This window comes from Pseudomonas sp. WP18, assembly GCF_036689585.1.
Lineage (GTDB): Bacteria > Pseudomonadota > Gammaproteobacteria > Pseudomonadales > Pseudomonadaceae > Aquipseudomonas > Aquipseudomonas chlororaphis_E.
The window spans coordinates 1,267,838-1,293,789 of sequence record NZ_CP144758.1; the positions used below are offsets into that span (position 1 = coordinate 1,267,838).

The following is a 25,952-nucleotide window of genomic DNA, read 5'->3' on the forward strand; positions in this document are numbered from 1 at the left end:
CAGGTAGAATCACGCCCTGACAGAAATCAGGGCGTTTTTTTATGCGTATTGGCCACGGCTACGATGTTCACCGTTTCGCTGAAGGCGACTTCATTACCCTGGGCGGCGTGCGTATTGCGCACGGCTTCGGGCTGCTCGCGCATTCCGACGGTGATGTCCTGCTGCACGCCCTGAGCGATGCATTGCTCGGTGCGGCAGCCCTGGGTGACATCGGCAGGCATTTCCCCGACACCGATCCCCAGTTCAAGGGCGCCGACAGCCGCGTGCTGCTGCGTCACGTGGTCGCGCTGATCCACGCCAAGGGCTGGAAAGTCGGCAATGTCGATAACACCATCGTCGCCCAGGCGCCGAAAATGGCGCCGCACATCGAGTCGATGCGCCAGTTGATTGCCGAGGACCTCCAAGTTGAGCTGGACCAAGTGAACGTGAAAGCCACCACCACCGAAAAACTCGGTTTCGTCGGGCGCGAAGAAGGCATTGCGGTCCATAGCGTCGCCTTGTTGCTGCGCTCATGACCGAATTGGAACTGTTGGGGCCACGGGCCTATGGCGAGTCGCTGGGCAGTGCGGTGCTCAAGGCCACGGCGGAGGATTTCCAGGTTGATGAGGTGCTCGACATTCCGTTGACCGGCGACGGCGAGCACCTGTGGATCTGGGTGGAAAAACGTGGCTTGAACACTGAAGAGGCCGCTCGGCGAATCGCCAAGGCTGCCGGCGTGCCGTTGCGCACCGTCAGCTACGCCGGGCTCAAGGACCGCCAGGCCCTGACCCGCCAGTGGTTCAGCGTGCAGTTGCCGGGCAAGGCCGATCCGGACCTGTCGGTGGCCGAGAACGACACGTTGAAAGTCCTCAAGACGGGACGCCACAAGCGCAAGCTGCAACGCGGCGCGCATTCGGCCAATGGCTTCACCTTGCGCCTGACCCAATTGCAGGGCGATCGGGCGGCCATCGATGCGCGCCTGCAACAGATTGCCCAGCAGGGTATCCCCAACTATTTTGGTGCCCAGCGGTTTGGCCATGACGGCGGCAATGTCGTCGATGCCCGAGCCTGGGCCGCGCGCAAGGCCTTGCCGGAGCAGCGCAATGTACGTTCGCGGCTGTTGTCCGCGGCGCGCAGTTACCTGTTCAACCAGGTGCTGGCGGCCCGGGTGGCCGACGGCACATGGCAGCACGCTCAGGTCGGCGATTTGCTGGCGTTCACCGACAGTCGCAGCTTTTTCCCGGCCGGAGAGGCCGAGTGCAGCGACCCGCGCCTGGCCATCCTCGACCTGCACCCCACCGGCCCGCAGTGGGGCGAAGGCCCTTCGCCGGCCGCGGGGGCGACCCACGCGCTGGAACAGGCCGTTGCCGAGCGCGAGGCGGATCTGCGCGATTGGTTGATAAACGCACGAATGAGTCACGAACGTCGCATCCTGCGACTGCCCATTGGCGGGCTGTCGTGGCATTATCCCTCGCCTGACATTCTGCAACTGGAATTCGTCCTGCCGGCCGGATGCTTCGCCACTGTCTTGGTGCGCGAACTCGTCGATCTGGTGCCGGTAGGGCAGACGGACAGCCCATGCGTATTCTGATTTCTAACGACGACGGGGTGACAGCACCCGGTCTTGCCGCGCTTTATGCTGCGCTGGCGGATTTTGCCGAGTGCGTGGTGATCGCCCCGGACCAGGACAAAAGCGGCGCCAGCAGCTCGCTGACGCTCGACCGTCCGTTGCACCCCTGCTACCTGGATAACGGTTTCATCAGCCTCAACGGCACGCCGACCGATTGCGTGCACCTGGGCCTCAACGGCTTGCTGGAACGCGAGCCGGACATGGTGGTGTCGGGCATCAACCTGGGCGCCAACCTGGGGGATGACGTGCTGTATTCCGGCACGGTCGCCGCCGCCCTGGAAGGTCGTTTCCTGGGCAACACGTCGTTTGCCTTTTCGTTCGTTTCACGGCAAGTCGACAACCTGCCGACCGCCGCCTATTTCGCCCGCAAGCTGGTCGAGGCCCATGGCGCGCTGGACCTGCCGCCGCGCACGGTGCTGAACGTGAACATTCCGAACCTGCCGCTCGACCACATCCGTGGCATCCAGCTCACACGCCTGGGCCATCGGGCCCGCGCCGCCAGCCCCATGCACGTGGTCGACCCGCGCGGCAAGGCCGGCTACTGGATCGCCGCCGCCGGTGACGCCGAGGATGGCGGGCCGGGCACTGACTTCCATGCAGTGATGCAAGGTTATGTCTCGATCACGCCGCTGCAGCTCGACCGGACCTTCAACGAGGCCTTTCGAAGCCTCGATGGCTGGCTGGAGGGGCTGCATTGATGCGTGAGCAAGACGATATGTTGCGTCGCGGCATCGGCATGACGTCCCAGCGCACCCGGGAGCGACTGATCCAGCGGCTGTACGAAGAAGGCTTGTCCAATGCCCAGGTGCTGGAGGTGATCCGGCGTACTCCACGGCATTTGTTCGTCGACGAGGCCCTGGCCCATCGCGCCTATGAAGACACGGCGTTGCCGATCGGCCATAACCAGACCATTTCCCAGCCTTATATGGTGGCCCGCATGAGCGAGTTGCTGCTGGAGGCCGGGCCGCTGGACAAGGTACTGGAGATCGGCACCGGTTCGGGTTACCAGACCGCGGTGTTGTCACAGTTGGTGGAGCGGGTGTTCTCCGTCGAGCGGATCAAGGTGCTGCAAGACCGTGCCAAGGAACGCCTGGTCGAGCTGAATCTGCGCAACGTGGTGTTTCGTTGGGGCGATGGCTGGGAAGGCTGGCCGGCCCTGGCGCCGTACAACGGCATCATCGTGACCGCCGTGGCCACTGACGTTCCCCAGGCTTTGCTGGACCAACTCGCCCCTGGCGGGCGGCTGGTGATTCCAGTGGGAGCGGGGGAGGTCCAGCAACTGATGCTGATCGTGCGCGAAGAACATGGCTTTTCACGCCACGTGCTGGGCGCGGTGCGATTCGTGCCGTTACTCAACGGGCCATTGGCCTGAGCATTTATAAACAGACGCTGAATTCCTCGGCTGCGGTTGTGTCTTACAGCGGCAGCGATGGATTGAACGGCTTTCAACGGCGTCGAGCAAACGTGTGCGGAGACGCATCGCGCTTCATTAATAGAAGCGTGGTCGCGGCCAGCTATATTTGTATGACGTTTGCCAGGTCGGGCAGGCGTCGATTTTTCAGCCACCACAAAGGGAGCGGCGGGTGAGTCTCACAGTCATTGCGCAGCGTATGGGTATCACGAGCTTTCAGCGCCTGGTGACTGGCCTTGTCTTGAGTGTTTTGCTGGTCGGTTGTTCCAGTACGCCGTCAGGCAACGTGCGAGTGGTCGATCGCAACAATGCAACGCCCCAGCGTCCTACCGTCACCACCGGTCAGTATGTAGTCCGTCGCGGCGATACGCTGTTTTCCATCGCTTTTCGCTATGGCTGGGACTACAAGGCTCTCGCGGCACGCAACAACATTCCTGCGCCTTATACGATTCACCCCGGTCAGACGATTCGCTTCGATGGACGCAGCGGTTCAACGCCAACCGCCGTCGTGACACAGTCGGGATCGACGCCGTCGTCCTCGAGCAAAACCACGGTGATTCGCCGTCCGGCGGGCAACGAAACGGCCACGGTACCGTCCGTCGCGAGCAAACCTGCACCCGCGCCAATGCCTCCCGCAGGCCCCGCCCCGACAGGCTGGGGGTGGCCTTCTAATGGCGTTCTTATTGGAAAATTCTCTTCAAACGGTAGTTTGAATAAAGGAATTGATATCGCCGGGGATTTGGGACAGCCTGTTTTAGCTGCGTCTGATGGCACGGTTGTGTACGCCGGGAGTGGTTTGAGGGGCTACGGCGAACTCGTCATCATCAAGCACAGCGATACCTACGTCAGTGCCTACGGTCACAACCGCAGGCTGTTGGTTCGGGAGGGGCAGCAGGTCAAGGTCGGGCAGACAATTGCCGAGATGGGATCGACGGGAACAGACCGGGTGAAACTGCATTTTGAGATTCGCCGCCAAGGTAAGCCAGTCGATCCGCTGCAATTCCTGCCACGTCGTTGATGTGCTTGTCAGCCTGTTCCGTCACGTAGAGGGAACAGGCTCCAGCGTTGCCAAGGATAAAGGCGTCGCTTGAGCTTGAGGTCGAACTCACCAAAGGACTATAACAATGGCTCTCAGTAAAGAAGTGCCGGAGTTTGACATCGACGATGAGGTGCTCCTGATGGAGACCGGCATCGCTATGGATTCGATGTCGAATGATGAAGGGGCGACTCCACCTTCCGTTCGTGCCAAATCCAAACACTCCGCTTCGCTTAAACAACATAAGTACATTGATTACACCCGGGCGCTGGACGCCACTCAGCTGTACCTCAACGAAATCGGTTTCTCGCCACTGCTCTCCCCCGAGGAAGAAGTTCATTTTGCGCGTCTGTCGCAAAGTGGCGACCCGGCCGGTCGAAAACGCATGATTGAAAGCAACCTGCGCCTGGTGGTGAAGATCGCCCGACGCTATGTCAATCGTGGGCTTTCCCTGCTGGACCTGATCGAGGAGGGCAACCTGGGCCTGATTCGCGCTGTCGAGAAGTTCGACCCCGAGCGGGGCTTCCGGTTCTCGACCTACGCGACCTGGTGGATCCGCCAGACCATCGAACGGGCAATCATGAATCAGACCCGGACCATCCGGTTGCCGATTCATGTGGTCAAGGAGCTGAACGTCTACCTGCGGGCCGCCCGCGAGCTGACGCAAAAGCTCGACCATGAACCCTCACCCGAAGAAATCGCCAACCTGCTGGAAAAACCGGTGGGTGAGGTCAAGCGCATGCTGGGGCTCAACGAGCGGGTTTCCTCGGTGGACGTCTCGTTGGGGCCGGACTCGGATAAAACCCTGCTCGACACCCTCACCGATGATCGCCCCACCGACCCGTGCGAGCTGCTTCAGGACGACGACCTGTCGCAAAGCATCGACCAGTGGCTGTCCGAACTGACGGACAAGCAACGCGAAGTGGTGATTCGCCGCTTCGGCTTGCGTGGCCACGAAAGCAGCACCCTTGAAGATGTCGGCCTGGAGATTGGGTTGACCCGTGAACGGGTCAGGCAGATCCAGGTGGAGGGCCTCAAGCGCTTGCGGGAGATCCTGGAAAAGAACGGCCTGTCGAGCGAGTCGCTGTTCCAGTAGCACCTGCTCCACCCCGTGCATCGCAACGAATGAAAAAGGGCGCCAAACGGCGCCCTTTTTCAGTTTGTAGAGCCGAGATCTGTTCCCCTCTCAAGGCTGGCGAGTTATCCGTCGCGAGGGAGCTTGCCCCGTGCAGGTCCGTCCTTGCCCCATTTCCGGTTCAGTTTGTAAGCCTTTGCCTACTCTTGCGTAAGCGTTCGGTTCACCACCGTATCGACGCAAAACCATTTTTGTTGTTGGAATTTTTTATTCCATTGATTTAAATGGAATTTTTCATTTATGAACAGCCCGTGATAACCCTTTGGACCGGCATTGGGCGAATTGCACTTGTTCGGGAAAAAACTAATATCAGTCCTGTGTCGACGGACAGACACACCCGTCAAGGACGATGGGAATGGAAGGACATCGCAGGACGCGATTCATCAGGACGATGAAAAGGATTAAAGGGATTAGGGAAAAAATGTGGGCGGGTCAAACCGCCCCTTTTTTTTGCCTGGAGAAAAGCAAAAAGGCCCGCAAGGGCCTTTTCAATACAGCAGGGCGATCAGCGTTCGAGGTCGGCGATCTTGCCTGGCTTGCCATCCCACTCTTCAGCGTCTGGCAGTGCGTCTTTCTTCTCGGTGATGTTCGGCCAGATGTCCGCCAGCTCGGCGTTCAGCTCGATGAAGTTCTCCTGGCCAGCCGGCACTTCGTCTTCCGAGAAAATGGCGTTCGCCGGGCATTCCGGTTCACACAGGGCGCAGTCGATGCACTCGTCCGGGTGAATCACCAGGAAATTCGGGCCTTCGTAGAAGCAGTCCACCGGACAGACTTCTACGCAATCGGTGTATTTGCACTTGATGCAGTTGTCGGTGACGACGAAGGTCATTTCTAATTTTCTCCTCAGGCGCGGCGTGCTGCGCCCCTTCACGGTTAGGGGCGCCGGGTTCGGGAGCGATAGTCTGCGAACCAGGCTAATAGTTCGCAGCATCCCAAACCGCGCGAGATTCTAACAGCTTGAGCGCCCGTGCGTTAGATCCGTGTCTTCAATGTGTAGAGTAAATCCAGTGCCCGCCGTGGGGTCAGGTCGTCCAGGTCGAGTTTGGCCAGTTCGTCGAGGACCGGATGGGGCAGGCTGGCGAACAGGTCGCTTTGCTGTGGCGCGGCCGGTTTGCCCTTGGCAGGACGTGGCGCTTCGTGAGGCAGGCTGGTGGTTTCCAGGCGGCTCAGGTGCTCGCGGGCCCGGGTGATCACCTCGGTTGGCACTCCGGCCAGTTGCGCGACCGCCAGGCCATAGCTCTGGCTGGCCGGGCCGGGCAGCACGTGGTGCAGGAACACGATGCGCTCGTTGTGCTCGGTGGCGTTGAGGTGGACGTTGGCGACCAGCGGCTGGCTTTCTGGAAGCACGGTGAGTTCGAAGTAGTGGGTGGCGAACAGCGTGTAGGCTCGCAGGTGAGCCAGGCGCTCGGCTGCGGCCCAGGCCAGGGACAGGCCATCGAACGTACTGGTGCCGCGTCCGACTTCGTCCATCAGCACCAGGCTGCGCTCGGTGGCGTTGTGCAGGATGTTCGCGGTTTCGCTCATTTCCACCATGAAGGTCGAACGCCCGCCGGCCAGGTCGTCGCTGGAACCGATCCGGGTGAAGATCCGGTCCACCAGGGACAGCTCGCAGCTCGCCGCCGGGACGAAGCTGCCGATGTGAGCCAGCAATACGATCAACGCTGTTTGCCGCATGTAGGTGGACTTACCGCCCATGTTCGGCCCAGTGATCACCAGCATGCGGGTGTTGTCGTCCAGGCTCAGGTCGTTGGCCACGAACGGCGTCGTCAACACTTGCTCCACCACTGGGTGGCGACCCTGGCTGATACGCATGCACGGCTCGCTGACGAACCGTGGGCAGTTGAGGTCCAGGTTCAGCGCGCGCTCGGCCAGGTTGCTCAGCACGTCCAGTTCCGCCAGCGCGGCGGCGGTGTCCTGCAGCGGCGGCAGTTGGCTGATCAAGTCTTCGAGCAGCGCGTCGTAGAGCATCTTTTCCCGGGCCAGGGCACGGCTCTTGGCCGACAGCGCCTTGTCTTCGAACGCTTTGAGTTCCGGGGTGATGAAGCGCTCGGCGCCCTTGAGCGTCTGGCGGCGGATGTAGTCGGCTGGGGCCTGCTCGGCCTGCTTGCTCGGCAACTCGATGAAGTAACCGTGGATGCGGTTGTAGCCCACCTTCAGGTTGGCCAGACCGGTGCGGGCCTTTTCCCGGGCTTCGAGTTCGATCAGGAACTGACCCGCGTTCTCGCTCAATGACTGCAATTCGTCGAGTTCGGCGTCGTAGCCGGTTTTCAGCACGCCGCCGTCACGAATCACCGCCGGCGGGTTGTCGATAATGGCTTTTTCCAGCAGCGCGGCCAGTTCCGGGTGGGTGCTGGTGGTGCGCGCCAGTTGTTGCAGGTGCGGCGCGTCGAGGTCGGTCATCGCCTGCTGGAGTTCGGGGAGTGCGCCGAGGGCATCCCGCAGGCGGGCCAGGTCCCGTGGCCGGGCGTTGCGCAGGCCGATCCGCGCGAGGATCCGCTCGATGTCACCGATTTCCTTGAGCTGCGGTTGCAGTTGCTCGAAGCGATAACGGTCCAGCAGGCAGGTAATGGACGATTGGCGCGCCAACAGGACAGTCAGGTCGCGCAGCGGACGGTTCAGCCAGCGGGTCAGCAACCGGCTGCCCATGGCGGTCTGGCAACGGTCGACCACCGATTGCAGGGTGTTGTCACGGCCGCCGGCCAGGTTGGTGTCCAGTTCCAGGTTGCGGCGGCTGGCGCCATCCAGCACCACCGTGTCATCCAGGCGCTCGTGACGCAGGCTGCGCAAATGGGGCAGGGCGGTGCGCTGGGTTTCCTTGGCGTAGGCCAGCAGGCAGCCGGCGGCGCCGATGGCCAGGGTCAGGTTCTCGCACCCGAAGCCCTTGAGGTCCTGGGTGGAAAACTGCTGGCAGAGGCTTTTCAACGCCGAGTCGCGCTCGAAATCCCACGGCGCCCGACGCCGCACGCCACGGCGTTTTTCCGCCGGCAGGTCCTTGGGCCAGTCATCCGGGATCAGCAACTCCACCGGGTTGACGCGCTCCAGCTCGGCCAGCAGGTTCTCCCAGCCCTTGATCTCCAGCACCGAGAAATTGCCGCTGGTGATGTCCAGCACCGCCAGGCCGAACAGGCGCTCGTCTCCCAGCACCGCAGCGATCAGGTTGTCGCGACGCTCATCCAGCAACGCCTCGTCGCTGACCGTCCCGGGCGTGATGATGCGCACCACCTGGCGCTCCACCGGCCCTTTGCTGGTGGCCGGGTCGCCGACCTGCTCGCAAATCACCACCGACTCGCCAAGCTTGACCAGCTTCGCCAAGTAGCCTTCCGCCGCGTGGTAAGGAATCCCACACATCGGAATCGCCATGCCCGCCGATTGCCCACGCGCCGTCAGGGTGATGTCCAACAGCTTGGCGGCCTTCTTCGCATCCTCGTAAAAGATCTCGTAGAAGTCGCCCATGCGGTAGAACATCAGCTGATCGGGGTGCTGATTCTTCAGGCGCCAGTATTGCTGCATCATCGGCGTGTGGGAGGACAGGTCGTTCACGGCTGTATTCATCGGTGTCAGGCAAGCTCGTTGAAAGGTGTGGGGCAAAAGGAGGGGCATCGGCCCGGCTTTTCCGCGATGGGCGCAAGGTTAACATGGGCGGTCTGGTGGGACCCAGGGATGAGCGTCTTCCATCGCATTGGTAAAGCTGGTTTTCTGAGCCTGGGGTATTTCCTGCCAGCGGAGTGCTTGCAATCGCCTTACGGAGCATGAGCTGGGGATAATAAAAAACCCGACGCTTGGTCGGGCTTCTCTTAAAATCCGGATATTAGGTTCGTTTCGCCTCGGCTTGCATCATCAGCTGATTTTGCTGCTTGGTAGCTTCAATCAAAACCTCGCTGTAAACACGCTTCTTTTGGTCCGATTTTGCATTGCGAATGAAATCGGCAAAGGTGCTTTTGGCCCCTTTAGTCAAGCCTAGCTTGATCGAGATCATAGGTGCGCTCCTGATGGTGGCCCGAGCGTGGCCTTTAGGTCGGCCCGCGTGTGTCGCTCAGGGATATGGTAGTCAATTTTATCGACACCAGCTTTGTAAAGTCGTCCCGAGTTGTCGATATGCTTGAGCAATAGATCCACATGCACGTCGCCTTGGTACTCTAGCTTAAGCGCGTTCACTACGTCACGTGCGGCGAAGTAATGCTCGATGAAGTGTTCTTTGCGAATTCTCCGGCCTTCAGCCGCTTCACGAGCGTTGACGAATCCCCATGCAAGCACCGGAGATTGGTAGACATACAAAATCTGTACGAATCGGCCTTTTTTCAAGGAGCGATCTACGTTCCGTCTTGCTACGTCTATGTTGGAAAACGTTCCGTCGAGGATGAAGGATTGCCTTTGGTCTAACGCAAAATCTAATATTTTTTCGACCAGAATTGACACGCCACCCTGAAAAAGCCAGGAGTTTGCTCCCGTGTACGCGGGAAACTCGCTTCGCAACTCATCGGGATCTATGCGTAGGATGGCTGCATCCGCAAATAGATTCACCAAGGCTATGGAGGCCTCGGTTTTACCTGCGCCCGGAGAGCCTGCCATGAAAACTGATACTGGTGCCTCTTCTGGCGGATAAATCAGCTTATCTGTGAGTCTTCTCGCAATTATTTTTTTATTGGATCGAGCGAAGCGCAACGCGCTTTCACAAGCGTCTTGCTCCGCTGGTGTCATTATCTGGTTACGTGAATCGGCATCGTCCGTCATTAATCCAGCTCCTTCTCGATAATGCCTGCTGTCTGAGCCGAGCTAGGCGGCCTAGTGCTGTTTAATGATGTGGGCGAGCCCGTGGCGAGGGGCACGTCCCCCTCGCCGGGACTGCATCATGAATGCCTACCTCACCTCAACCACATCCAACGCCCGATTCGCCAGCAATTGCCCTAGCTCAATCATCTGCTGGACCCCCCAGCGCGATATGTCGCCGCGAGCCCTCCAGGTCGAACGCCAGGTCACTGACCATGACGTTGGCCGAGGCCAGGGTTTCGCTGAGGTTGGCGAGCAGGCACTCGGCATCGATGTTCGGGGCGATGATGAAAAGGGTGTCGAGGGTGTCGCAGGTTTCTTTGTCGGCTTTTGGTTCGAGGTAATAGTCCAGGGCGCGGGTGGCGGCTTCGTCGAGTTTCTTGGCGTTGGCCGATTGGCTGCGGGAGAAGTGATCGTCAGGGAGATTTGGAGTGTTCTTCGGCATTCTATGGATCCTTGGAGTTGAGCCACCACACACTCGCGACTAAACGAGGGGTGGCAGCTGTACGCAGGTTAGTCGACCGGGGATCCAAGGAACCGGCGCGCCCGAGGGCGCCCTGCGCACAGCCACCATCAAGTACAGGGATGGGATACCTGACTAATGGAGCAGTGAGCACCTTGGAGTACCGAGCGACTAAACCCGATCACTGATGGGCAGTGACGAGAACTAAAGTACCGATGGGATCCAAGGTGGACGAGCCGGCGGATTCTGGCGTAGTTGTAGGCCGAGGCGCAAGGCGATGTAGCCTGGTGCCGCGCATTTGAAGGACGGGGGCGGAGCCTTTTCCTAAGGGTATGTAGGGCGATTCCGTAGCGAGGGAGCTGAACTGGCCTAATGATTTTGGACACTTCAATCGGGCGCTATGATGGCGCCCAAATCTGAGGTGTTTGGCTATGCGTAAATCTTATTCCAGTGAGTTCAAGCTCAAAGCTGCCAGCATGGTGCTGGACGAAGGCCAGTCAGTTCCTGAGGTCTGTGCCACTCTGGATATTGGCCCTACTGCCTTGCGCCGTTGGGTCGACCAGGTTCGCAAAGAGCGCTTGGGTTCGACCCCGGAAGGGGCCAAGGCGATTACCGCCGATCAGCGAGAGATCCAGCAGCTCAAAGCGTTGCTCAGGCAAAAAGACCTGGACATTGAAATCCTAAAAAAGGCCAGTGCTCTCCTGCTTTTGGACTCCAAAGATCATTCTCGTTGATCAATGAGCTGGACGAGCAGTACGGCGTTAACAATTGCTGTCGGGCGTTTGGAGTCAACCGCAGCAGCTTTTACGCCTGGCGTCAGCGCCAAGGCAAGGTGAAGCCTGAGCGGGAGAAACTTAAAGCCGTGCTGGTCGAACATCACAAGGAATCCAGAGCGTCCGCAGGGTCTCGCACCCTTTCTAAGGAGTTGCAAGCAAAGGGGCATCGCGTCGGGCGACATATGGCTCGCAGCTTGATGCGCGAAGCCGGTGTTGCCAGTCATCAGCGGCGGCGGCACAAGTACAAATCTTCCGGCGTGGAGGCCCTGGTGGCGCCGCACGTGCTCAAGCGCAAGTTTGATGTCACGGCGATCAATCAGGTGTGGTGTGGTGATGTGACGTACATCAAGGTGGGTAAGCGCTGGATGTACTTCGCGGCAGTACTGGATTTGTTTGCTCGCAGGATCGTGGGGTGGTCGTTTTCAATGATTTCCGATGCCACGCTGACCTGCGAAGCGTTGCGGATGGCGGTGCAATTGCGAGGCCGTCCAAAAGAGGTGCTGTTTCATTCTGATCAAGGTTGCCAATACACCAGCCACAAATTCAGGAATGAGATGCGCAAGCATGGACTCCTGCAAAGCATGAGTCGCAAAGGTGAGTGCTGGGACAACGCCCCGATGGAGCGTTTCTTTGGGAGCCTGAAATCAGAGTGGGTGCCAGAAGATGGCTACAGCTCGGAGCATGACGCCCGCGTGGATGTGCAGCGTTATGTGATGCGTTACAACAACGTCAGGCTCCATAGCTACAACGACTATCGGTCGCCGGTAGCTATGGAGAAACTGGCGGCGTGAAACCTTAACTGGTGTCCAGAATTACTTGACCAGTTCAAGCTTGCTCCCGCTTGAGTGCGAAGCGCTCCCAAAAGGGGGGCTGCTTCGCAACCCAGCGGGAGCAAGCTCCCTCGCCACAATGAATGCAAAGGCTGCAATTGCATATTTATGCGAAACAGCATTTGTTTTCTGCAAAAAGAACAAGCACTATGCGCGTTATGCAAAAACGCAACGTTTCGACCGTATTAAGAGCACTGCTCGACCAGCACGGGATCTCCCCCACGGAGCTTCACCGGCGTACAGGCGTGCCCCAGTCCACCCTCTCGCGGATCCTCAGCGGCAAGATCGTCGATCCTTCGGATAAACACATCTCGAAGATCGCCGAGTACTTCGCCGTGAGTACCGACCAGTTGCGCGGGCGCGCGGATGTGGCCGCTGCCGGCGGCAGTCGTCGCGACGAGTCCCATGCCGAGCTCAAGGACATAAGCCTGTGGGACGACGAGACCCCCGTCGAGGAAGACGAGGTGTCGATCCCTTTTCTGCGTGAGGTTGAATTGGCTGCTGGATCAGGAAGATTCGTCATCGAAGAGAGCGAGCGCTCAAGCCTGCGCTTCGGCAAGCGCAGCCTGCGCCATAACGGCGTGCAGTTCGACCAGGCCAAATGCGTGACGGTACGCGGCAACAGCATGTTGCCGGTGCTGCGCGACGGCGCCACGGTCGGGGTGAATGTGGCTCGATGCAGCATCGGCGACATCGTCGACGGCGACCTCTACGCCATCAATCACAATGGCCAACTGCGGGTCAAACAGCTTTATCGACTGCCCACCGGTATCCGCTTGCGCAGCTTCAATCGCGATGAACATCCGGATGAGGACTACAGCTTCCAGGACATGCAGGAAGAGCAGATCGTCATCCTTGGCCATGTCTTCTGGTGGGGCATGTACGCCCGCTAACCCTTCCCCTGTCAGATAAAACCCGCCGTTGTGCGGGTTTTTTTTCGCTCCCGAAAACCCTCTGAGCCCTGCATTCGCTGGCCTTTGATGCGTTGGTGCATTTATGCTGCATAAATAAATGCATTTGTGCATTGACTGTATATGCATACATGCATAACCTGTGTCCAAGCCGCTCGACAAAGCGGCTGGCGACAACCGCTCTTTAGTTTCACCAAACAGGCAGCGATGAACCGGCCTCAACGGTTCAGAGGGTTGGCAACTGGCCCGGGTGTGCAGCGTAAAGCACCAGAAGCAGTTATCCGGCGGGCAGGGGCCGCGGTCGGAGGAACAATTTGAATGGATCCGTACCGCGCCAGTCGCGCCGAAAGATCAAGCGCATTACTGAAAAGCCTGGGCAACCGGGCTTTTTGGAATGCCTGCGCCGTGAGGCGCGTTCAACACATCACCGCCGCCAATGGAGGGCTTTCCATGCTGAAGGATTTCAGGTGCGGTCACTGCAAACGACTTCTGGCCCGTGTGGGCGAGAACACCGAACTCCAGATCAAATGTTCCCGATGCGGGACGTTGAATCATGTGAAGGCCGTGAGCCTCGAGTCATCGCCTTTGAGCGAAATGAATGCGCAATGCTGCGCGCAAAAACATCGACTCTTTGGGTGAAAGCATGAAAAAAATCAAACGTCTTATCGGTTCGCTCGTCTTGTCCACCGTGCTGTTGGCGGCGAGCGGTGCCGCCTTCGCGGCCAACCTGGTCGTGAACGGCAGTTTTGAAACCCCTGGTTGTGGCAATGATTGCGTACTCAATACCCCGGCCCAAGCCGACTTCGTGAACGGTTGGACCACGTTCCTGTCGGGCGTGGAATACATCAATGTCAGGGCTGCCATCGGCAGTTCGGTCGCCGCTGAAGGGGCCATGAGCGTCGACCTCGCCAACTACACCTATCAAAACGGCGGTGGTATCCAGCAAAACATCGACACGGTGGCAGGTGCACGATATCGCCTGACGTTCAGTGCCGGCAGTTCCAAGTACGTGGGCCGCACGGGGACCGGCATCATCAACGTCAAGGTAGCCGGCCAGACCACCCGTTTCGACACCCCTGTCGCCACCAGTGACGCGACCGTATGGGAAACCCGAACCTACGAGTTCACCGCGGTGAGCGCTCAAACCACATTGAGCTTCTGGAATGAGCAGGATCCGAATGCTCATTTCGCCTTTATCGACAACGTCATTGTCGAGCGGCTGTAAAACACCGTCCGCGCCGCAATTGCCCACCCCATCAACCATCACCCCCCGGAGGCGTGAATGACAAACGAGCAACAAGCGTTGCTGGACATGCCGATCTGGCTGGTCATCGTGCTCGCCCTGGTGGGCGGGGTGTCCGGCGAGATGTGGCGTGCCGACAAGGAGGGGGCCCGCGGCTGGTCGTTGCTGCGCCGCGTGGTCCTGCGCTCCGGCGCCTGCGTGGTGTGCGGCGTCTCGGCGACGATGCTGCTGTATGCCCTGGGCATGTCGATCTGGAGTGCCTGCGCCTTCGGCTGCCTGACCGCCATGGCCGGGGCCGATGTGGCCATCGGTCTTTATGAGCGTTGGGTAGCCAAGCGCATTGGGGTAGCGGGGCCTGCCGACCGCGACTCTCATCCCGATCAGCCGTAGACACAAAACACCTCCAACCTCTGCTCCAACTGCCCCACCGCTCGCGCAAGCAAGCCCTTCCACCGCGTTCTGACTTTACTTGCCTATCACTGGAGCACTCTCCATGAAGATCACGCCGATCCTCACGCAGTTGCGTGAGCAATGCCCGACGCTTGCCAATCGAGTGTTCGCGGCCCTGGACCTCGCCGCGCTGCAAACGGGCGCCGCCGTGCCGGTCCCTTGCGCCTATGTGCTGCCGACCACGGATGTGGCCAGCCCGAACACCGCGCAGAACGTCACGCTGCAAACGGTGCGTGATGGTTTCGATGTTGTGCTGGTGCTCGAGGCCAGTGACGTGGCGACCGCATTGGATGGCCAGCACGACCTGCGTGCCGAGTTGTGGCGTGCGCTGGTGGGGTTCAAGCCCGGCGCCGATTACACCGGCATCGAATACGACGGCAGCGAACTGATTTCCCCCATTGGCGGCCACGCGTTGTTCCGGCTGCGCTTTTTCGCGCAGTTCCAGCTGGGCCGCAACCTGACGAGCCAGCTTGCCGAAAGCTGGCACGAACGTGAACTGGACGGCTTGTCGTCCTTTACCGGGGCCACCGTGCGGGTCGATGCCATCGACCCGGCGGACCCCAACCTCAAACGTCCCGGCCCCGACGGGCGCCTGGAACTGACTTTCTCTGGAGACGTAACCCCATGAGCAAACGCATCACCGTGCTGCCGGCCCCGGGCCGTGCCGTACCGGACCCGGAAGCGGACGATCTGTTGCCCCTCGAGGGCCGTGAAGTGCCGGACAACGCCTGGTGGCGTCGACGTCTGGCCGATGGCGATATCACTACCAAAGCCGTGAAAGCGGCCAAACCACAGGGAGCCAAATAATGGCGATCGGATTCAGCAACATCCCCGCGGACATTCGTGTTCCGCTGTTCTACGCCGAGATGGACAACTCGGCCGCCAATAGCGCGTCGTCGTCCATGCGCCGATTGATCGTCGCCCAGGTCAACGACAACGTTGCCCCGGAGCAAGTCGGCAAGCTGGTGCTGGTCTCCAGCGTTGCCCTGGCCAAAAGCATCGGCGGGCAGGGCTCGATGCTCGCCTCGATGTACGAGACCTGGCGCAAGACCGACCCGCTCGGCGAAATCTGGTGCCTGCCGCTGCACAACGTCGAAGGCGCCATCGCCAAGGGCGTGCTGACCCTCACCGGCACCGCGACGCAAAGCGGTGTGCTCAACCTGTACGTGGGTGGCGTACGCGTCCAGGCGGCCATCGCCAACGGTGCCACCGCCGCCCAGGCTGCGACGGCGCTGGCCTTGAAAGTCAACGCGACGGCCGACCTGCCGGTGAGCGCTGCGGCCGTCGACGGTGTCGTGACCCTCAACGCCAAATGGACCGGCGACGGCGGCAACGATATCAGCCTGCAATTCAATCGCCTGGGCAAGAGCAATGGCGAAGATACCCCTGCGGGCCTGACCACTGCCGTCACCGCCATGACCGGCGGCGCTGGTGTGCCGGACCAGACCGCCGCCGTCGCGGCCCTGGGCGACGAGCCGTTCGAGTTCATCGCCATGCCGTGGTCCGATCTGTCGAGCCTGAATACCTGGCAAGCGGTCATGGACGACAGCACCGGTCGCTGGTCCTGGGCCAAGCAGTTGTTCGGCCATGTCTACAGCGCCAAGCGCGGGACCATCGGCACGCTCGTCGCCGCCGGCCAGGCGCGCAACGACCAGCACATGACCATCCAGGCCCTCGAGCCGGGCGTGCCGCAACCGTCGTGGGTCCAGGCCGCCGCGCTGGCCGCCCGTACCGCTGTGTTCATCTCGGCTGACGCCAGCCGTCCGACCCAGAGCGGCAGCTTGCCCGGCCTGGACCCGGCGCCGGCCAGCGAGCGTTTCACCCTGACCGAGCGCCAGTCGCTGCTCAACTACGGCATCGCGACGGCCTACTACGAAGGCGGCTACGTGCGCATCCAGCGCTCCATCACCACGTATCAGAAAAATGCCTTCGGCCAGGCTGACAATTCCTACCTGGACAGCGAAACCCTGCACCAGTCGGCCTTCATCGTGCGCCGTCTGCAAAGCGTGATCACCAGCAAGTACGGTCGCCACAAACTGGCCTCCGATGGCACGCGTTTCGGCGCCGGCCAGCCCATCGTGACCCCGAGCACGATTCGCGGCGAGCTGATCGCCCAGTACGCCAAGCTCGAACTGGAAGGCCATGTGGAGAACGCCGAGCTGTTCGCCGAGCACCTGATCGTCGAGCGCGACAGCCAGGATCCGAGCCGGGTCAATGTGCTGTTCCCGCCGGACTACATCAACGGCCTGCGGGTGTTCGCGCTGCTCAACCAGTTCCGTCTGCAGTACGACGCCGCCGCTTGAGTGTCGGGTTTGATTGGATGATTCCAGCCCACCGCGCGTGGGCTTTTTATTTGAAGGAGAAACACCATGGGTCAACTGATTGCGGGTACCTGCTACGTCAAAGTGGACGGTGCTCAACTGACCATCAACGGAGGCTGCGAAGCGCCACTGATGTTCACCAAACGCGAAACCGTCGTGCCGGGTTTCTACAAGGAAACCGACATTGCCCCGTCCTTCAAGGTGACGGCGCTGCACACCGCGGATTTCCCGCTCAAGCAACTGGTGGCCGGCACCGACATGACCGTCACCTGCGAGTTCAACAACGGCAAGGTCTACGTGCTGGCCGGCGCCTACCTGGTGGAAGAGCCGGTGTCCAAGGGTGACGACGCCACCCTTGAGCTGAAATTCGAAGGCATCAAGGGGACCTGGCAATGACCGATGTCATGACGTTGCACGTGGCCATCGAGGCCCACGGCGAACCGTTGAACGAACTGACCTTGCGCCGTCCGACGGTGCAGGAGGTCCGGGCGATCAAGGCGCTGCCGTACAAGATCGACAAGAGCGAGGAGGTGAGCCTGGACATGGATGTCGCGGCCAAATACATCGCAGTCTGCGCCGGTATCCCGCCGTCGTCGGTCAACCAGTTGGACCTGGCCGACCTCAACGCACTGAGCTGGGCCGTCGCGAGTTTTTTCATGAGTGCGGCGTCGCAGCCATCGGCGACCTGATCGCCGCCGCCTATGACCTGGCCTGGTTCTGGACGGTTGACCCCGAACAGATGATGGCCAGGCCACTGGATGTGCTCCGTGAGTCGTTGGAGCACGCGCAACGGATCAATGCGATGCAGCAGGTGCAGTGATGGCAGACACACAAAAGGTAGAGAAAAAAGCGTTGCTGCTGACCGGCATCGACGAGCTGTCGCCCAAGCTGGCCAGCCTGCGGGCGAAGGTCCAGGGCTTCAAGCAGAACCTCGATGCCACCGGCCTCGGCAGCCTGGATATTTCCGGACTGCTGCCGGACGGCGGGATCGCCAAGCCATTCATGGAAGGCCTCCGATCGGCGGCGGCTTTCAAGGGTGAAGTTGCTGGGGTGAACGCGGCGGTCGGCGCCGTCCAGGCGCCCGCCGCGCCTGGCGTGGCGGCACAGAGCCTGGATGGATTGAAGACTTCCATCAGCAATGTGTCGTTGCAGTTCGGCACGGCGCTGGGGCCGGCGGTCAATGCGATGACGGTCGGCCTGCAGCCGATGATCAGCGGCGTGACCCAGGTGCTGCAGGACAACCCGCAACTGGTACAAGGCCTGGCGGCGGGCGCCGTGGCGTTCAGCGCGATCCAGACCGCCGTCAACGGGGCGAGCCAGGCTTTCGAGGTGGTCAACCTGGCCTTGAAGATGAACCCCATCGGCCTGATCGCCATGGGTATCGCCTTGGCGGCCGGGATGATCATCGCCTACTGGGAGCCGATTTCGGCGTTCTTCGCCGGGCTCTGGCAACGGCTTGCGCCCATCGTCGTGCCGATGGCCGAGTTCTTCAAGACAATGTTCGCCTTCACCCCGCTAGGGCAGGTGATCAGCAACTGGGGGCCGATCAGCAGTTTCTTTGGCGCGCTGTGGAATGTGCTGGTGGCGGCGGCGACGCCGGTCATCGGTTTCATGCAGACGCTGTTCGCCTGGTCGCCCCTGGGCTTGATCGTCAACAACTGGGGGCCGCTGACCGGATTGTTCTCGGCCATCTGGGATCTGCTCAGGGCCTTGACGGTACCGGTGATGGACGCGCTCCAAGGGCTGTTCAACTGGACGCCGTTGGGCCTGATCATGGCCAACTGGGGCACCCTCGTGGACGTCTTCGCCGGGATCTGGGAAGGCCTGCGCAGCCAGGTGTCGATGATGCTGACGGTGTTCGGCGGGCTGTTCGACTGGTCGCCCATCGAGGGCCTCATGAAACAGTGGGGGCCGGTGGGGGAGTGGTTCAGCCAGTGGTGGGACCAGCTGCAGGGCGTGCTCGCGCCGATCAAAGCGTTTTTCAACACAGGTTTTGGCGAAGTCATCACCACGTTCACCGGTAAGGTTCAAGGGCTGACCGAAGCGCAACGCAAGACCAATGCCGAGGGCAAGGGCGAGCTGGCGCCGGCGTTTTTTGGTGGCGCCCGTGAACCGGCCCCGGGGCTGTCCTCCAGCCTGGCACCGGTGCCTGGCAACCTCCCGGCGAACGCCTCGCTGACGCCCGGCGCACTGGGGCAAACCTCCAGTGCGTTGGTGCAACAAAGCGCGGCGAACAACCGCACGCAACTCGAAGGCGGCTTGACCGTGCGCTTCGAAAATGCGCCGGCCGGGTTGCGCGCCGAGCCACCGCAAACCAATCAACCCGGCCTGGCGGTGAGCTCGCGCATCGGTTACCGCTCACTTTCCACAGGAGGCTCCAATGAGCTGGCGTGACCGTTTGTTGCCGGCGTCGTTTCGCGGCGTCGGATTCTGGGTCGACCAGGCGAAAACCCCGGTCGGCCACAAGGGCCAGTTGCATGAGTATCCACAGCGCGACCAGCCGTTTTTCGAAGGGCTGGGCCAGCAGGCGAAGATTCATGAGCTGACGGCGTTCATTGTCGGCGCCGATTGCCTGGAGCAGCGCGACAAGTTGCTCAAGGCTCTGGAGCAGGGCAGTGGCGAGCTGGTGCATCCGTGGTTGGGACGAATGCAGGTCAAGGTGGGCGAGTGCGACATGACCCAGACCCGCCAGGACGGTGGGCTGGTGACGTTTGCCTTGAAGTTCTATCCCGACCAGCCGCTGCAATTCCCTTCGGCGGCGATCAACAGCCAGAAACTGTTGCTGGTGTCCGCCGACAGCTTCCTGGGTTCGGCGGTGCGCCGTTTCGAAGACGCGATGAGCCTGATCAAGGCCGCGCGGATCGGCGTCGCCGACCTGCGCAACAGCCTCAAGGAGGTGTACGGCGTGATCGAGCAGGAACTCAAGCCGTTGATCGAGACCTATCGGCAGATCAACGACCTGGTCAAGGCCGTGAAAGCGTTGCCCAAGGAGGTGGTGGCCGAGTTCAAGGGGTTGTTGGGGGATGTTCGCCAGTTGAAGGATTTTGCCCGTGACGGCTACCGCGGCGTGATTGCCAGCGTGTCGCAACAGGTAGAAGCCATCCGCCAGGCGGACGCGCCCAAGCTCACCACCGGCAAGGACACCACGGCGGCGGCCCAGGCCCTGGCCGACCTGGTCCAGGACACGCTGCTGGTGCAGGCCGCGCAATGGATCGCGGCGATGCCCGTGGCGGCGCCGGTGGTCAAGCTGGGGGCCACCCCGTCGGTGGCGCAGCAGGCCGTGCAGCCGATCCAGCGGCGGGACGTGCCGGTGGCCGATGATGTGCTGGCCCTGCGCGATGCTCTCAACGAAGCGATCTGGCAGGCCTCTCTCAAGGCGGACCCGGAGCATTACCAGGCCCTCAACCAGCTGCGTCAGCAAATGGCCGCGCACCTGACGGCAGTGGCGTCGTCGGGCGTACGGCTGATCAATTTGTCGTTCAAGCAAAGCCTGCCGGCGCTGGTGGTGGCCTATCAGCAATTCGCCGATGCCACCCGGGTCACCGAAGTTATCCAGCGCAACGGCGTGGCCCACCCCGGTTTCCTGCCGCCCAACAACCTGAAAGTCTCGGGGGAGTAAGCCATGAGCGAGCTCGACAATAGCGTCACGCTCACCGTCGGCGGGCTGGACTACGGCGGTTGGAAAAGCGTGGAAATCAGCGCGGACCTGGAGCGTCAGTTCCGCACCTTCAAACTCGACATCACCTGGCAATGGCCGGGGCAGACCCAGGCGGTGCCGATTCGTCCCGGTGATGAATGCCAGGTGCGCATCGGTGCCGACCTGTTGCTCAGTGGCTATGTGTTCAAGGCCCCGATCAGTTATGACGGGCGCCAGATCACGCTGAGCATCGAAGGCGGGTCCAAGACCCAGGATCTGGTGGATTGCGCGGCGATCAACCGTCCGACCCAATGGCGCGGGCAGACGGTGCTGAGCATCGTCCAGGCCCTGGCGTCGCAATACGGCGTGGGCGTGGTGAGTGAAATCCCGGAAACCGCGCGGTTGAGCGAGCACAGCATCGTGCCGGGAGAAACCGTCTTCCAATCCATCGACCGCTTGCTGACGTTGTTCCGGGTGTTTTCCACCGACGACGCCGAGGGCCGCGTGCTGCTGGCCAAGCCCGGCAGCGGCGGGCGGGCCAGTGATGTGCTGGAGTTGGGCAAGAACATTCTCTCGGGCAACGCGCCGAGGGACTACAGCCAGGTGTTCTCCGAATACCGGGTCATCGGCCAGCACAAGGGCAATGACCAGCGCAGTGGAACCGCCGTGAGCGAGGTGTCGGGCACGGCCACTGACTTGAGTTTCAAACGTAAGCGGGTGACGGTGATCAGCGAAAGTGCCCAGTTGACCTTTGAATTGGCCCAGCAGCGGGCCGACTGGGAAAGCGCCATCCGTACCGGCCGGGCCCTGACCACCACCTACCGCGTGCAGGGCTGGCGCCAGGCCAATGGCGACCTGTGGCGGCACAATACCCTGGTGCGGGTGATCGATCCGGTGTTGGGGTTCGACGGCGACCTGCTGATTTCAAAGGTGACGTACTCACTGTCTGCCCAAGGCTCCGTCACCACCTTGCAAGTCGCCCCGCCCCATACCTTCGACGCGAACCCGGTCAAGCCCAAATCCTGAGCACAGTTTCCGTCCAGCACACCTCTTCTGTGGGAGCGGGCTTGCCCGCGAAGGCGGCGGTACAGCCACCGCCCACCCTGACCGGCGCCCAAGCCGCTCTCACCCGATTTCCGAAGGAACCCCAATGAGCCTACTGACCCGCCTCCTGGCGCGCGGCACTGTCGTGCTCGCCAATTCGGCTTCCAAGTTGCAGTCGCTGCAGATGCGCCTCACTGCCGGCGAAGTGAACGACGACATGGAGCACTTCGAACCCTACGGCTTCACCAGCAACCCCCTCGCCGGCGCGGAGGGCATTGCGACTTTCCTGGGCGGCGACCGGTCCCACGCGGTGGTATTGGTGGTTGCCGACCGCCGCTTTCGTCTCAAGGCGCTGGCCCCCGGCGAAGTGGCGATCTACACCGACGAGGGCGACAGGATTCACTTCAAGCGCGGCCGTGTGATCGACATCGACACCGCCACCCTGAACATCCGCGCCAGCCGCGCGGTGAACATCGACAGCCCCGTCATCAACCACACCGGCAAGATCGTTTCCCAGGGCGACCAGATCGCCGGTGGCATCAGCCAGATCAAGCATGTGCATGTCGGCGTACAGGCCGGCAATGGCCAGACCGGTGCGCCGGCGGGAGGCCAATGATGTTCATCAGCCAGAACCTGCACGCCGCGTTGACCCGCTCGGTGCTGATCAGCCTGTTCACCTGGCGCCGCGCCGCTGACGACGACGCCGTCGATGACGAGGAACGTTTCGGCTGGTGGGGCGACACTTTTCCCACGGTCGCCGATGACCGTATCGGCTCGCGGCTGTGGTTATTGCGACGGGTCAAGCTGACCCGCCAGACCCAGCTCGACGCCGAGTTCTATGCCCGCGAGGCGCTGCAATGGCTGATCGACGATGGCCATTGCAGCGCTGTCGAGCTCATCAGCGAACGCCTCGACGCCCAGCGCCTGAACCTGCGCACGGTCCTGACCCTGGCCAACGGCGAGCGCCTGGATATCAACCCCGATAACAGTTGGCAGGTGACTTATGCCGTTTGAAACCCCTTCGCTGCCGGTGCTGATCAAGCGCGCCCAAAGCGACCTGGCCAGCGATTCGCTGCGCCAGTCCGATGCTCAGGTGCTGGCCCGCACCCTCGGTGGCGCCGCCTATGGCCTGTATGGCTACCTGGACTGGATCGCCGAGCAGATTCTGCCGGACAAAGCCGACGAGTCGACCCTGGAGCGCATTGCCGCCCTGCGCCTGAACCAGGCGCGTAAAGCTGCCCAGGCGGCCAGCGGCACAGTCAGCTTCACGGCGAACGCCGGTGCGGTGCTGGATGCCGACACGCTGCTGCAAACCACCGATGGCCGCACCTACAAAGTGACCGCCGCCCGCACCACCGGCAATGGCCTGAACAGCACCACCGTTGTCGCACTGGAGGCCGGTAGCCTGGGCAATGCCGACGCCGGCCTGGTCCTTGCGCCGGTGCAGCCGATCCTCGGCATTGGCAGCAGCTTCACCGTGCTGGCGCCGGGGCTGACCGGCGGGGTCGCCCGGGAAAGCCTGGAGTCCCTGCGGGCGCGAGTGATCCGTTCCTACCGCATCATTCCCCACGGCGGCTCGGCGCAAGACTATGAAACCTGGGCCCTGGAGTGCCCCGGTATCACCCGCGCCTGGTGCCGCGGCAGTTATCTGGGACCCGGCACCGTCGGCCTGTTCGTCATGCGTGACGATGATCCGCAGCCGATTCCCAATGCCGAGCAACTGGAAGAGGTCCGGGCCCATATCGAACCGCTGCGCCCGGTGACCGCCGAAGTGCATGTGCTGGCGCCGACGCAGGTGCCGATGACCTACCGGCTGCGCATCACCCCTGACACCAGCGCGGTTCGCGCGGCGATCGAGGCTCAATTGCGCGACCTGCACAACCGCGAAGCCGGCCTCGGCGAAACGCTGTTGCTGACCCACATCGCCGAAGCCATCAGCAGCGCCACGGGCGAAACCGATCACAAGTTGAGCGCGCCAAGCGCCGATGTGACCGCGGCCAGCAATCAACTGCTGACGTTCGGGGGCTGCGTATGGCTGGAATAAGAACCGCCGGCGAGTACCAGGCCCAACTGCGCAGCCTGCTGCCCAGCGGCCCCGCCTGGGACCCGGAACGAGTGCCGGAACTGGAGCAGGTGCTTGACGGCATCGCCCAGGAACTGGCGCGTCTCGATGCGCGTGCTGCTGATCTGTTGCATGAAATGGACCCGGCGGGTGTGAGCGAACTGGTGCCGGATTGGGAGCGGGTGATGAACCTGCCAGACCCTTGCCTGGGCGCCACGCCGTTGTATGACGATCGCCGCCTGGCGGTGCGTCGACGCTTGCTGGCGGTTGGCAGCCAGGCCATTGCGTACTACGTGGAAATCGCCAGGAGCCAGGGCTACCCCAACGCCACCATCACCGAGCACAAGGCCCCTCGCATGGGCCGTGCACGGTTCGGCGAAGCCCATTTCGGCACCTGGCAGGCACAGTTCATGTGGACCCTCAACACCGGCGGTCGCCTGCTGCTCGGTCGGCGTTTTGGTGCCAGCTACTGGGGCGAGCGCTTTGGCGTCAACCCGGGCTCGGCCCTGGAGTGCCTGATCCACCGCAGTGCGCCAGCACACACGAAGGTTCACATCAATTATGACTAGGGAATAGAAAGATGGATTATCCAAAAAGTGTACCCAGCGCTGGGTTGGTCAATGGCAAGTTCGTTGATGAAAACCCGCTGACCGGCACGCCCGGCTCCTTGATTCCGGCAGCCTGGGGCAATGGCGTGACCCAGGAAATCGTGAATGTCATCAAGGCGGGGGATCTGACGCCAGATGAAACCCAGAATGATCAATTGCTCGAGGCGATTCAGTCGGTCACGGCCAAGGGCTGGAACCAGGACCTCGCTCTTCCGATCGCCGCTTTACCGCTGCCAACGATTGCCACGGCGGACGCCCGACTGGCCATAACCCCGGTAGCACTGTCTACCAGCGGCGGTCGTGTCTCGATTCCGGCGGGTACATACATCAGCCTCGGACAAGAGGTGCTGAGTGGGCGGTTGGGGCGAACACGTACCTACCTGACGGCAAACTGGAGCAGCGCCGATTTGTTGCCCAGCAGCAGTTATTTTCTACGAGCGCAGGTCATAGGCGGTGTGCTGACGTTCTATATGCAGCGTGGCAGCCTGTATGACCTTCCTCCGGAATCCTTGAAGGGCACTGTCAATGGCGCGTCCGGCGGCGGATTCGCGTCCACCCCCCTGGACATGTGCCTGGCGTGGGTCATGACCGGGACGCCAGGTTCCGCGCCGACTGTCCGCGCCATCTACAACCGCGCTCAATTGACCTGGACGCAAACGGTCAATGGCACGGGGGTGGTGTATCTGCCACTGGATCCGCATGCTCGTGCAGCGCGGCTCGTGGCCGGCAATCCGACCCCCGCGTCGAACGCCGTCACCTCGCTGGCGTTCGTCCAGACTGGATGGCTTGGGGGCAACTACAGCTACCTGTCTCCCGTTGCGACAACGCCTGGCAACAATGCCGTGGGTTGGGCAACCCCTTCAAGCCCGTACATGTGCGTGTTGTTCTCCAGCAACGTCGTCAATGATGTGAGTGTGTCCACGGTCACGGCCAGTTTTGACCATACCCAGTCGCGTTCGCTGTGGCAGTCGTACCAGGCCGAGCACACATTAGGCGCAACGATCGCTGACAGTGACGAGCTGCTATTGAGCATGGGGATCAAGGGACACCAGGCGCTGACGGATTACAGCGTGGGTATCGGCGTCAACTTCACCAACGCAGTCAATGTCCACCTGTCCTGGGAGATCATCCGATGAAAGTCATTCAAGAACTGCATGAGTACGAAGATGGGCTTCGTCCGCCTCCGCCTTCTCCCGCCCATGCCTGGGAGGACGGCAAGTGGGTGTTCAATGACGAGTGTGCGGCCGAGCTGTTGCGCCAGGAAGTCGAGCGCCTGAGCGCCTGTGTCGATGCCGCTGCCGACAGCGCACGGCGCACACTGGTCGGCGATCCGTTGCGGGCCTTGGAGTACCAACAAGCCGCCGTGCAAGCGCAGGCCTTCAAGGATGAAGGCTACCCGAAGAAAGCCGTCCCGTTGGCCGTTTCTGCGTGGGTTGTCAGAGGGCGCACCGCCAGGCAGGCGGCCGATCAGATACTCGCCAAAGCCACTGAATGTGAAGCGACCCTGCTGGCGCTACGTGAGGTGCGCCTCAAGGCCAAGGCGCGGATCCAAGGGCACCTTGCCAAAGGTCATGCGGATCTGGCCAACCAGGCCGCTGATGAGGTGCTGGCGGCTATCCGGGCGCTGACAGTCCGCGCCTGAGCCTGAT

Annotated in this window: 30 protein-coding genes and 1 pseudogene; 26 read left to right on the forward strand and 5 right to left on the reverse strand. The window is 61.6% G+C overall.

Going from position 1 to position 25,952, the window contains the following annotated elements; genetic code table 11:
- The first annotated feature begins 41 nt into the window (after positions 1–41).
- From ispF to rpoS, 6 genes are all read left to right on the forward strand, one after another.
- Positions 42–515 (forward strand): 2-C-methyl-D-erythritol 2,4-cyclodiphosphate synthase, encoded by a 474-nt coding sequence (gene ispF / locus V5F23_RS05465; RefSeq protein ID WP_042729835.1) that lies wholly within the window; start codon positions 42–44, stop codon positions 513–515.
- Entirely contained in the window at positions 512–1,570 is a 1,059-nt protein-coding gene (gene truD / locus V5F23_RS05470) for a tRNA pseudouridine(13) synthase TruD (protein ID WP_042729836.1), read from the forward strand. Before ispF ends, truD begins: the two co-directional genes overlap by 4 nt.
- On the forward strand, positions 1,558–2,307 hold the full coding sequence (surE, locus tag V5F23_RS05475; RefSeq protein ID WP_042729837.1) for a 5'/3'-nucleotidase SurE: 750 nt from the start codon (positions 1,558–1,560) through the stop codon (positions 2,305–2,307). The genes truD and surE overlap by 13 nt, the downstream gene beginning before the upstream one ends.
- 38 nt (positions 2,308–2,345) lie before the next feature.
- The gene (locus V5F23_RS05480) at positions 2,346–2,981 is read left to right on the forward strand and encodes a protein-L-isoaspartate(D-aspartate) O-methyltransferase (RefSeq protein WP_161796107.1); all 636 of its coding nucleotides are present in this window, start codon (positions 2,346–2,348) and stop codon (positions 2,979–2,981) included.
- Positions 2,982–3,192: 211 nt separating this feature from the next.
- A complete protein-coding gene (locus tag V5F23_RS05485; protein ID WP_042729838.1) occupies positions 3,193–4,038 on the forward strand; it encodes a peptidoglycan DD-metalloendopeptidase family protein in 846 nt (281 codons plus the stop codon).
- 106 nt (positions 4,039–4,144) lie between these two features.
- Complete coding sequence (gene rpoS, locus V5F23_RS05490; protein ID WP_003198289.1) at positions 4,145–5,152, forward strand: RNA polymerase sigma factor RpoS; 1,008 nt, start codon at positions 4,145–4,147, stop codon at positions 5,150–5,152.
- 544 nt (positions 5,153–5,696) lie between these two features.
- Here rpoS and fdxA read toward each other — a convergent pair.
- From fdxA to V5F23_RS05515, 5 genes and pseudogenes are all read right to left on the reverse strand, one after another.
- Positions 5,697–6,020 carry a ferredoxin FdxA gene (fdxA, locus tag V5F23_RS05495; protein WP_042729839.1) on the reverse strand — a complete coding sequence of 108 codons (324 nt, stop codon included), beginning with the start codon at positions 6,018–6,020 and terminating at the stop codon, positions 5,697–5,699.
- 143 nt (positions 6,021–6,163) lie between these two features.
- Positions 6,164–8,731 carry a DNA mismatch repair protein MutS gene (gene mutS, locus V5F23_RS05500; RefSeq protein ID WP_185057634.1) on the reverse strand — a complete coding sequence of 856 codons (2,568 nt, stop codon included), beginning with the start codon at positions 8,729–8,731 and terminating at the stop codon, positions 6,164–6,166.
- 268 nt (positions 8,732–8,999) lie between these two features.
- Complete coding sequence (locus V5F23_RS05505) at positions 9,000–9,167, reverse strand: hypothetical protein (protein WP_168199556.1); 168 nt, start codon at positions 9,165–9,167, stop codon at positions 9,000–9,002.
- Entirely contained in the window at positions 9,164–9,889 is a 726-nt protein-coding gene (locus V5F23_RS05510; RefSeq protein ID WP_042729846.1) for a zeta toxin family protein, read from the reverse strand. The genes V5F23_RS05505 and V5F23_RS05510 overlap by 4 nt, the downstream gene beginning before the upstream one ends.
- A gap of 159 nt (positions 9,890–10,048) precedes the next feature.
- Positions 10,049–10,403, reverse strand: a pseudogene (locus tag V5F23_RS05515) (DUF6124 family protein).
- A 449-nt stretch (positions 10,404–10,852) separates the two neighbouring features.
- Here V5F23_RS05515 and V5F23_RS05520 point away from each other — a divergent pair.
- The 20 genes from V5F23_RS05520 to V5F23_RS05615 all read left to right on the forward strand — a co-directional run bounded on the left by V5F23_RS05520 (position 10,853) and on the right by V5F23_RS05615 (position 25,945).
- Complete coding sequence (locus tag V5F23_RS05520; protein ID WP_053143627.1) at positions 10,853–11,155, forward strand: transposase; 303 nt, start codon at positions 10,853–10,855, stop codon at positions 11,153–11,155.
- On the forward strand, positions 11,152–11,988 hold the full coding sequence (locus V5F23_RS05525) for an IS3 family transposase (RefSeq protein ID WP_042730720.1): 837 nt from the start codon (positions 11,152–11,154) through the stop codon (positions 11,986–11,988). Before V5F23_RS05520 ends, V5F23_RS05525 begins: the two co-directional genes overlap by 4 nt.
- Positions 11,989–12,185: 197 nt before the next feature.
- Entirely contained in the window at positions 12,186–12,920 is a 735-nt protein-coding gene (locus V5F23_RS05530; protein ID WP_212803860.1) for an XRE family transcriptional regulator, read from the forward strand.
- A 468-nt stretch (positions 12,921–13,388) separates the two neighbouring features.
- On the forward strand, positions 13,389–13,577 hold the full coding sequence (locus V5F23_RS05535; RefSeq protein WP_080964315.1) for a Com family DNA-binding transcriptional regulator: 189 nt from the start codon (positions 13,389–13,391) through the stop codon (positions 13,575–13,577).
- A gap of 4 nt (positions 13,578–13,581) precedes the next feature.
- Positions 13,582–14,163 (forward strand): DUF642 domain-containing protein, encoded by a 582-nt coding sequence (locus V5F23_RS05540; protein ID WP_042729847.1) that lies wholly within the window; start codon positions 13,582–13,584, stop codon positions 14,161–14,163.
- Between the two features lie 57 nt (positions 14,164–14,220).
- Entirely contained in the window at positions 14,221–14,571 is a 351-nt protein-coding gene (locus V5F23_RS05545; RefSeq protein WP_042729842.1) for a phage holin family protein, read from the forward strand.
- A gap of 103 nt (positions 14,572–14,674) precedes the next feature.
- Positions 14,675–15,259 carry a hypothetical protein gene (locus V5F23_RS05550; RefSeq protein WP_047737023.1) on the forward strand — a complete coding sequence of 195 codons (585 nt, stop codon included), beginning with the start codon at positions 14,675–14,677 and terminating at the stop codon, positions 15,257–15,259.
- Positions 15,256–15,438 carry a DUF2635 domain-containing protein gene (locus V5F23_RS05555; RefSeq protein WP_042729844.1) on the forward strand — a complete coding sequence of 61 codons (183 nt, stop codon included), beginning with the start codon at positions 15,256–15,258 and terminating at the stop codon, positions 15,436–15,438. The genes V5F23_RS05550 and V5F23_RS05555 overlap by 4 nt, the downstream gene beginning before the upstream one ends.
- Positions 15,438–16,934: a phage tail sheath subtilisin-like domain-containing protein gene (locus tag V5F23_RS05560; protein WP_047737021.1), complete on the forward strand. Its 1,497-nt coding sequence runs from the start codon at positions 15,438–15,440 to the stop codon at positions 16,932–16,934. The genes V5F23_RS05555 and V5F23_RS05560 overlap by 1 nt, the downstream gene beginning before the upstream one ends.
- A gap of 66 nt (positions 16,935–17,000) precedes the next feature.
- The gene (locus V5F23_RS05565) at positions 17,001–17,348 is read left to right on the forward strand and encodes a phage tail tube protein (RefSeq protein ID WP_042732987.1); all 348 of its coding nucleotides are present in this window, start codon (positions 17,001–17,003) and stop codon (positions 17,346–17,348) included.
- The gene (locus tag V5F23_RS05570) at positions 17,345–17,641 is read left to right on the forward strand and encodes a phage tail assembly protein (protein WP_123579582.1); all 297 of its coding nucleotides are present in this window, start codon (positions 17,345–17,347) and stop codon (positions 17,639–17,641) included. Before V5F23_RS05565 ends, V5F23_RS05570 begins: the two co-directional genes overlap by 4 nt.
- A gap of 130 nt (positions 17,642–17,771) precedes the next feature.
- Positions 17,772–19,346, forward strand: coding sequence for a phage tail protein (locus tag V5F23_RS05575; protein WP_212803446.1), 1,575 nt, complete (start codon positions 17,772–17,774; stop codon positions 19,344–19,346).
- Positions 19,333–20,571 (forward strand): DNA circularization N-terminal domain-containing protein, encoded by a 1,239-nt coding sequence (locus tag V5F23_RS05580; protein ID WP_212803447.1) that lies wholly within the window; start codon positions 19,333–19,335, stop codon positions 20,569–20,571. Before V5F23_RS05575 ends, V5F23_RS05580 begins: the two co-directional genes overlap by 14 nt.
- A 3-nt stretch (positions 20,572–20,574) precedes the next feature.
- Positions 20,575–21,615, forward strand: coding sequence for a phage baseplate assembly protein (locus V5F23_RS05585; protein ID WP_042732292.1), 1,041 nt, complete (start codon positions 20,575–20,577; stop codon positions 21,613–21,615).
- A 124-nt stretch (positions 21,616–21,739) separates the two neighbouring features.
- Complete coding sequence (locus V5F23_RS05590; RefSeq protein WP_042732291.1) at positions 21,740–22,249, forward strand: phage baseplate assembly protein; 510 nt, start codon at positions 21,740–21,742, stop codon at positions 22,247–22,249.
- Positions 22,249–22,647 (forward strand): phage GP46 family protein, encoded by a 399-nt coding sequence (locus V5F23_RS05595; RefSeq protein ID WP_042732290.1) that lies wholly within the window; start codon positions 22,249–22,251, stop codon positions 22,645–22,647. The genes V5F23_RS05590 and V5F23_RS05595 overlap by 1 nt, the downstream gene beginning before the upstream one ends.
- Positions 22,637–23,677, forward strand: coding sequence for a baseplate J/gp47 family protein (locus V5F23_RS05600; RefSeq protein WP_212803449.1), 1,041 nt, complete (start codon positions 22,637–22,639; stop codon positions 23,675–23,677). The genes V5F23_RS05595 and V5F23_RS05600 overlap by 11 nt, the downstream gene beginning before the upstream one ends.
- Positions 23,665–24,264, forward strand: coding sequence for a putative phage tail protein (locus V5F23_RS05605; RefSeq protein ID WP_047737009.1), 600 nt, complete (start codon positions 23,665–23,667; stop codon positions 24,262–24,264). The genes V5F23_RS05600 and V5F23_RS05605 overlap by 13 nt, the downstream gene beginning before the upstream one ends.
- Positions 24,265–24,275: 11 nt before the next feature.
- A complete protein-coding gene (locus V5F23_RS05610) occupies positions 24,276–25,439 on the forward strand; it encodes a phage tail protein (RefSeq protein ID WP_123579577.1) in 1,164 nt (387 codons plus the stop codon).
- Entirely contained in the window at positions 25,436–25,945 is a 510-nt protein-coding gene (locus V5F23_RS05615) for a phage tail protein (RefSeq protein WP_212803450.1), read from the forward strand. Before V5F23_RS05610 ends, V5F23_RS05615 begins: the two co-directional genes overlap by 4 nt.
- Positions 25,946–25,952 lie beyond the last annotated feature (7 nt).

Coding starts and splice junctions, on each gene's coding strand:
- ispF (WP_042729835.1), top strand. CDS start 42: ATGCGTATTGGCCACGGCTACGATGTTCACCGTTTCGCTGAAGGCGAC.
- truD (WP_042729836.1), top strand. CDS start 512: ATGACCGAATTGGAACTGTTGGGGCCACGGGCCTATGGCGAGTCGCTG.
- surE (WP_042729837.1), top strand. CDS start 1,558: ATGCGTATTCTGATTTCTAACGACGACGGGGTGACAGCACCCGGTCTT.
- V5F23_RS05480 (WP_161796107.1), top strand. CDS start 2,346: ATGACGTCCCAGCGCACCCGGGAGCGACTGATCCAGCGGCTGTACGAA.
- rpoS (WP_003198289.1), top strand. CDS start 4,145: ATGGCTCTCAGTAAAGAAGTGCCGGAGTTTGACATCGACGATGAGGTG.
- fdxA (WP_042729839.1), bottom strand. CDS start 6,020: ATGACCTTCGTCGTCACCGACAACTGCATCAAGTGCAAATACACCGAT.
- V5F23_RS05505 (WP_168199556.1), bottom strand. CDS start 9,167: ATGATCTCGATCAAGCTAGGCTTGACTAAAGGGGCCAAAAGCACCTTT.
- V5F23_RS05510 (WP_042729846.1), bottom strand. CDS start 9,889: ATGACACCAGCGGAGCAAGACGCTTGTGAAAGCGCGTTGCGCTTCGCT.
- V5F23_RS05520 (WP_053143627.1), top strand. CDS start 10,853: ATGCGTAAATCTTATTCCAGTGAGTTCAAGCTCAAAGCTGCCAGCATG.
- V5F23_RS05530 (WP_212803860.1), top strand. CDS start 12,186: ATGCAAAAACGCAACGTTTCGACCGTATTAAGAGCACTGCTCGACCAG.
- V5F23_RS05535 (WP_080964315.1), top strand. CDS start 13,389: ATGCTGAAGGATTTCAGGTGCGGTCACTGCAAACGACTTCTGGCCCGT.
- V5F23_RS05540 (WP_042729847.1), top strand. CDS start 13,582: ATGAAAAAAATCAAACGTCTTATCGGTTCGCTCGTCTTGTCCACCGTG.
- V5F23_RS05545 (WP_042729842.1), top strand. CDS start 14,221: ATGACAAACGAGCAACAAGCGTTGCTGGACATGCCGATCTGGCTGGTC.
- V5F23_RS05550 (WP_047737023.1), top strand. CDS start 14,675: ATGAAGATCACGCCGATCCTCACGCAGTTGCGTGAGCAATGCCCGACG.
- V5F23_RS05555 (WP_042729844.1), top strand. CDS start 15,256: ATGAGCAAACGCATCACCGTGCTGCCGGCCCCGGGCCGTGCCGTACCG.
- V5F23_RS05560 (WP_047737021.1), top strand. CDS start 15,438: ATGGCGATCGGATTCAGCAACATCCCCGCGGACATTCGTGTTCCGCTG.
- V5F23_RS05565 (WP_042732987.1), top strand. CDS start 17,001: ATGGGTCAACTGATTGCGGGTACCTGCTACGTCAAAGTGGACGGTGCT.
- V5F23_RS05570 (WP_123579582.1), top strand. CDS start 17,345: ATGACCGATGTCATGACGTTGCACGTGGCCATCGAGGCCCACGGCGAA.
- V5F23_RS05575 (WP_212803446.1), top strand. CDS start 17,772: ATGGCAGACACACAAAAGGTAGAGAAAAAAGCGTTGCTGCTGACCGGC.
- V5F23_RS05580 (WP_212803447.1), top strand. CDS start 19,333: ATGAGCTGGCGTGACCGTTTGTTGCCGGCGTCGTTTCGCGGCGTCGGA.
- V5F23_RS05585 (WP_042732292.1), top strand. CDS start 20,575: ATGAGCGAGCTCGACAATAGCGTCACGCTCACCGTCGGCGGGCTGGAC.
- V5F23_RS05590 (WP_042732291.1), top strand. CDS start 21,740: ATGAGCCTACTGACCCGCCTCCTGGCGCGCGGCACTGTCGTGCTCGCC.
- V5F23_RS05595 (WP_042732290.1), top strand. CDS start 22,249: ATGTTCATCAGCCAGAACCTGCACGCCGCGTTGACCCGCTCGGTGCTG.
- V5F23_RS05600 (WP_212803449.1), top strand. CDS start 22,637: ATGCCGTTTGAAACCCCTTCGCTGCCGGTGCTGATCAAGCGCGCCCAA.
- V5F23_RS05605 (WP_047737009.1), top strand. CDS start 23,665: ATGGCTGGAATAAGAACCGCCGGCGAGTACCAGGCCCAACTGCGCAGC.
- V5F23_RS05610 (WP_123579577.1), top strand. CDS start 24,276: ATGGATTATCCAAAAAGTGTACCCAGCGCTGGGTTGGTCAATGGCAAG.
- V5F23_RS05615 (WP_212803450.1), top strand. CDS start 25,436: ATGAAAGTCATTCAAGAACTGCATGAGTACGAAGATGGGCTTCGTCCG.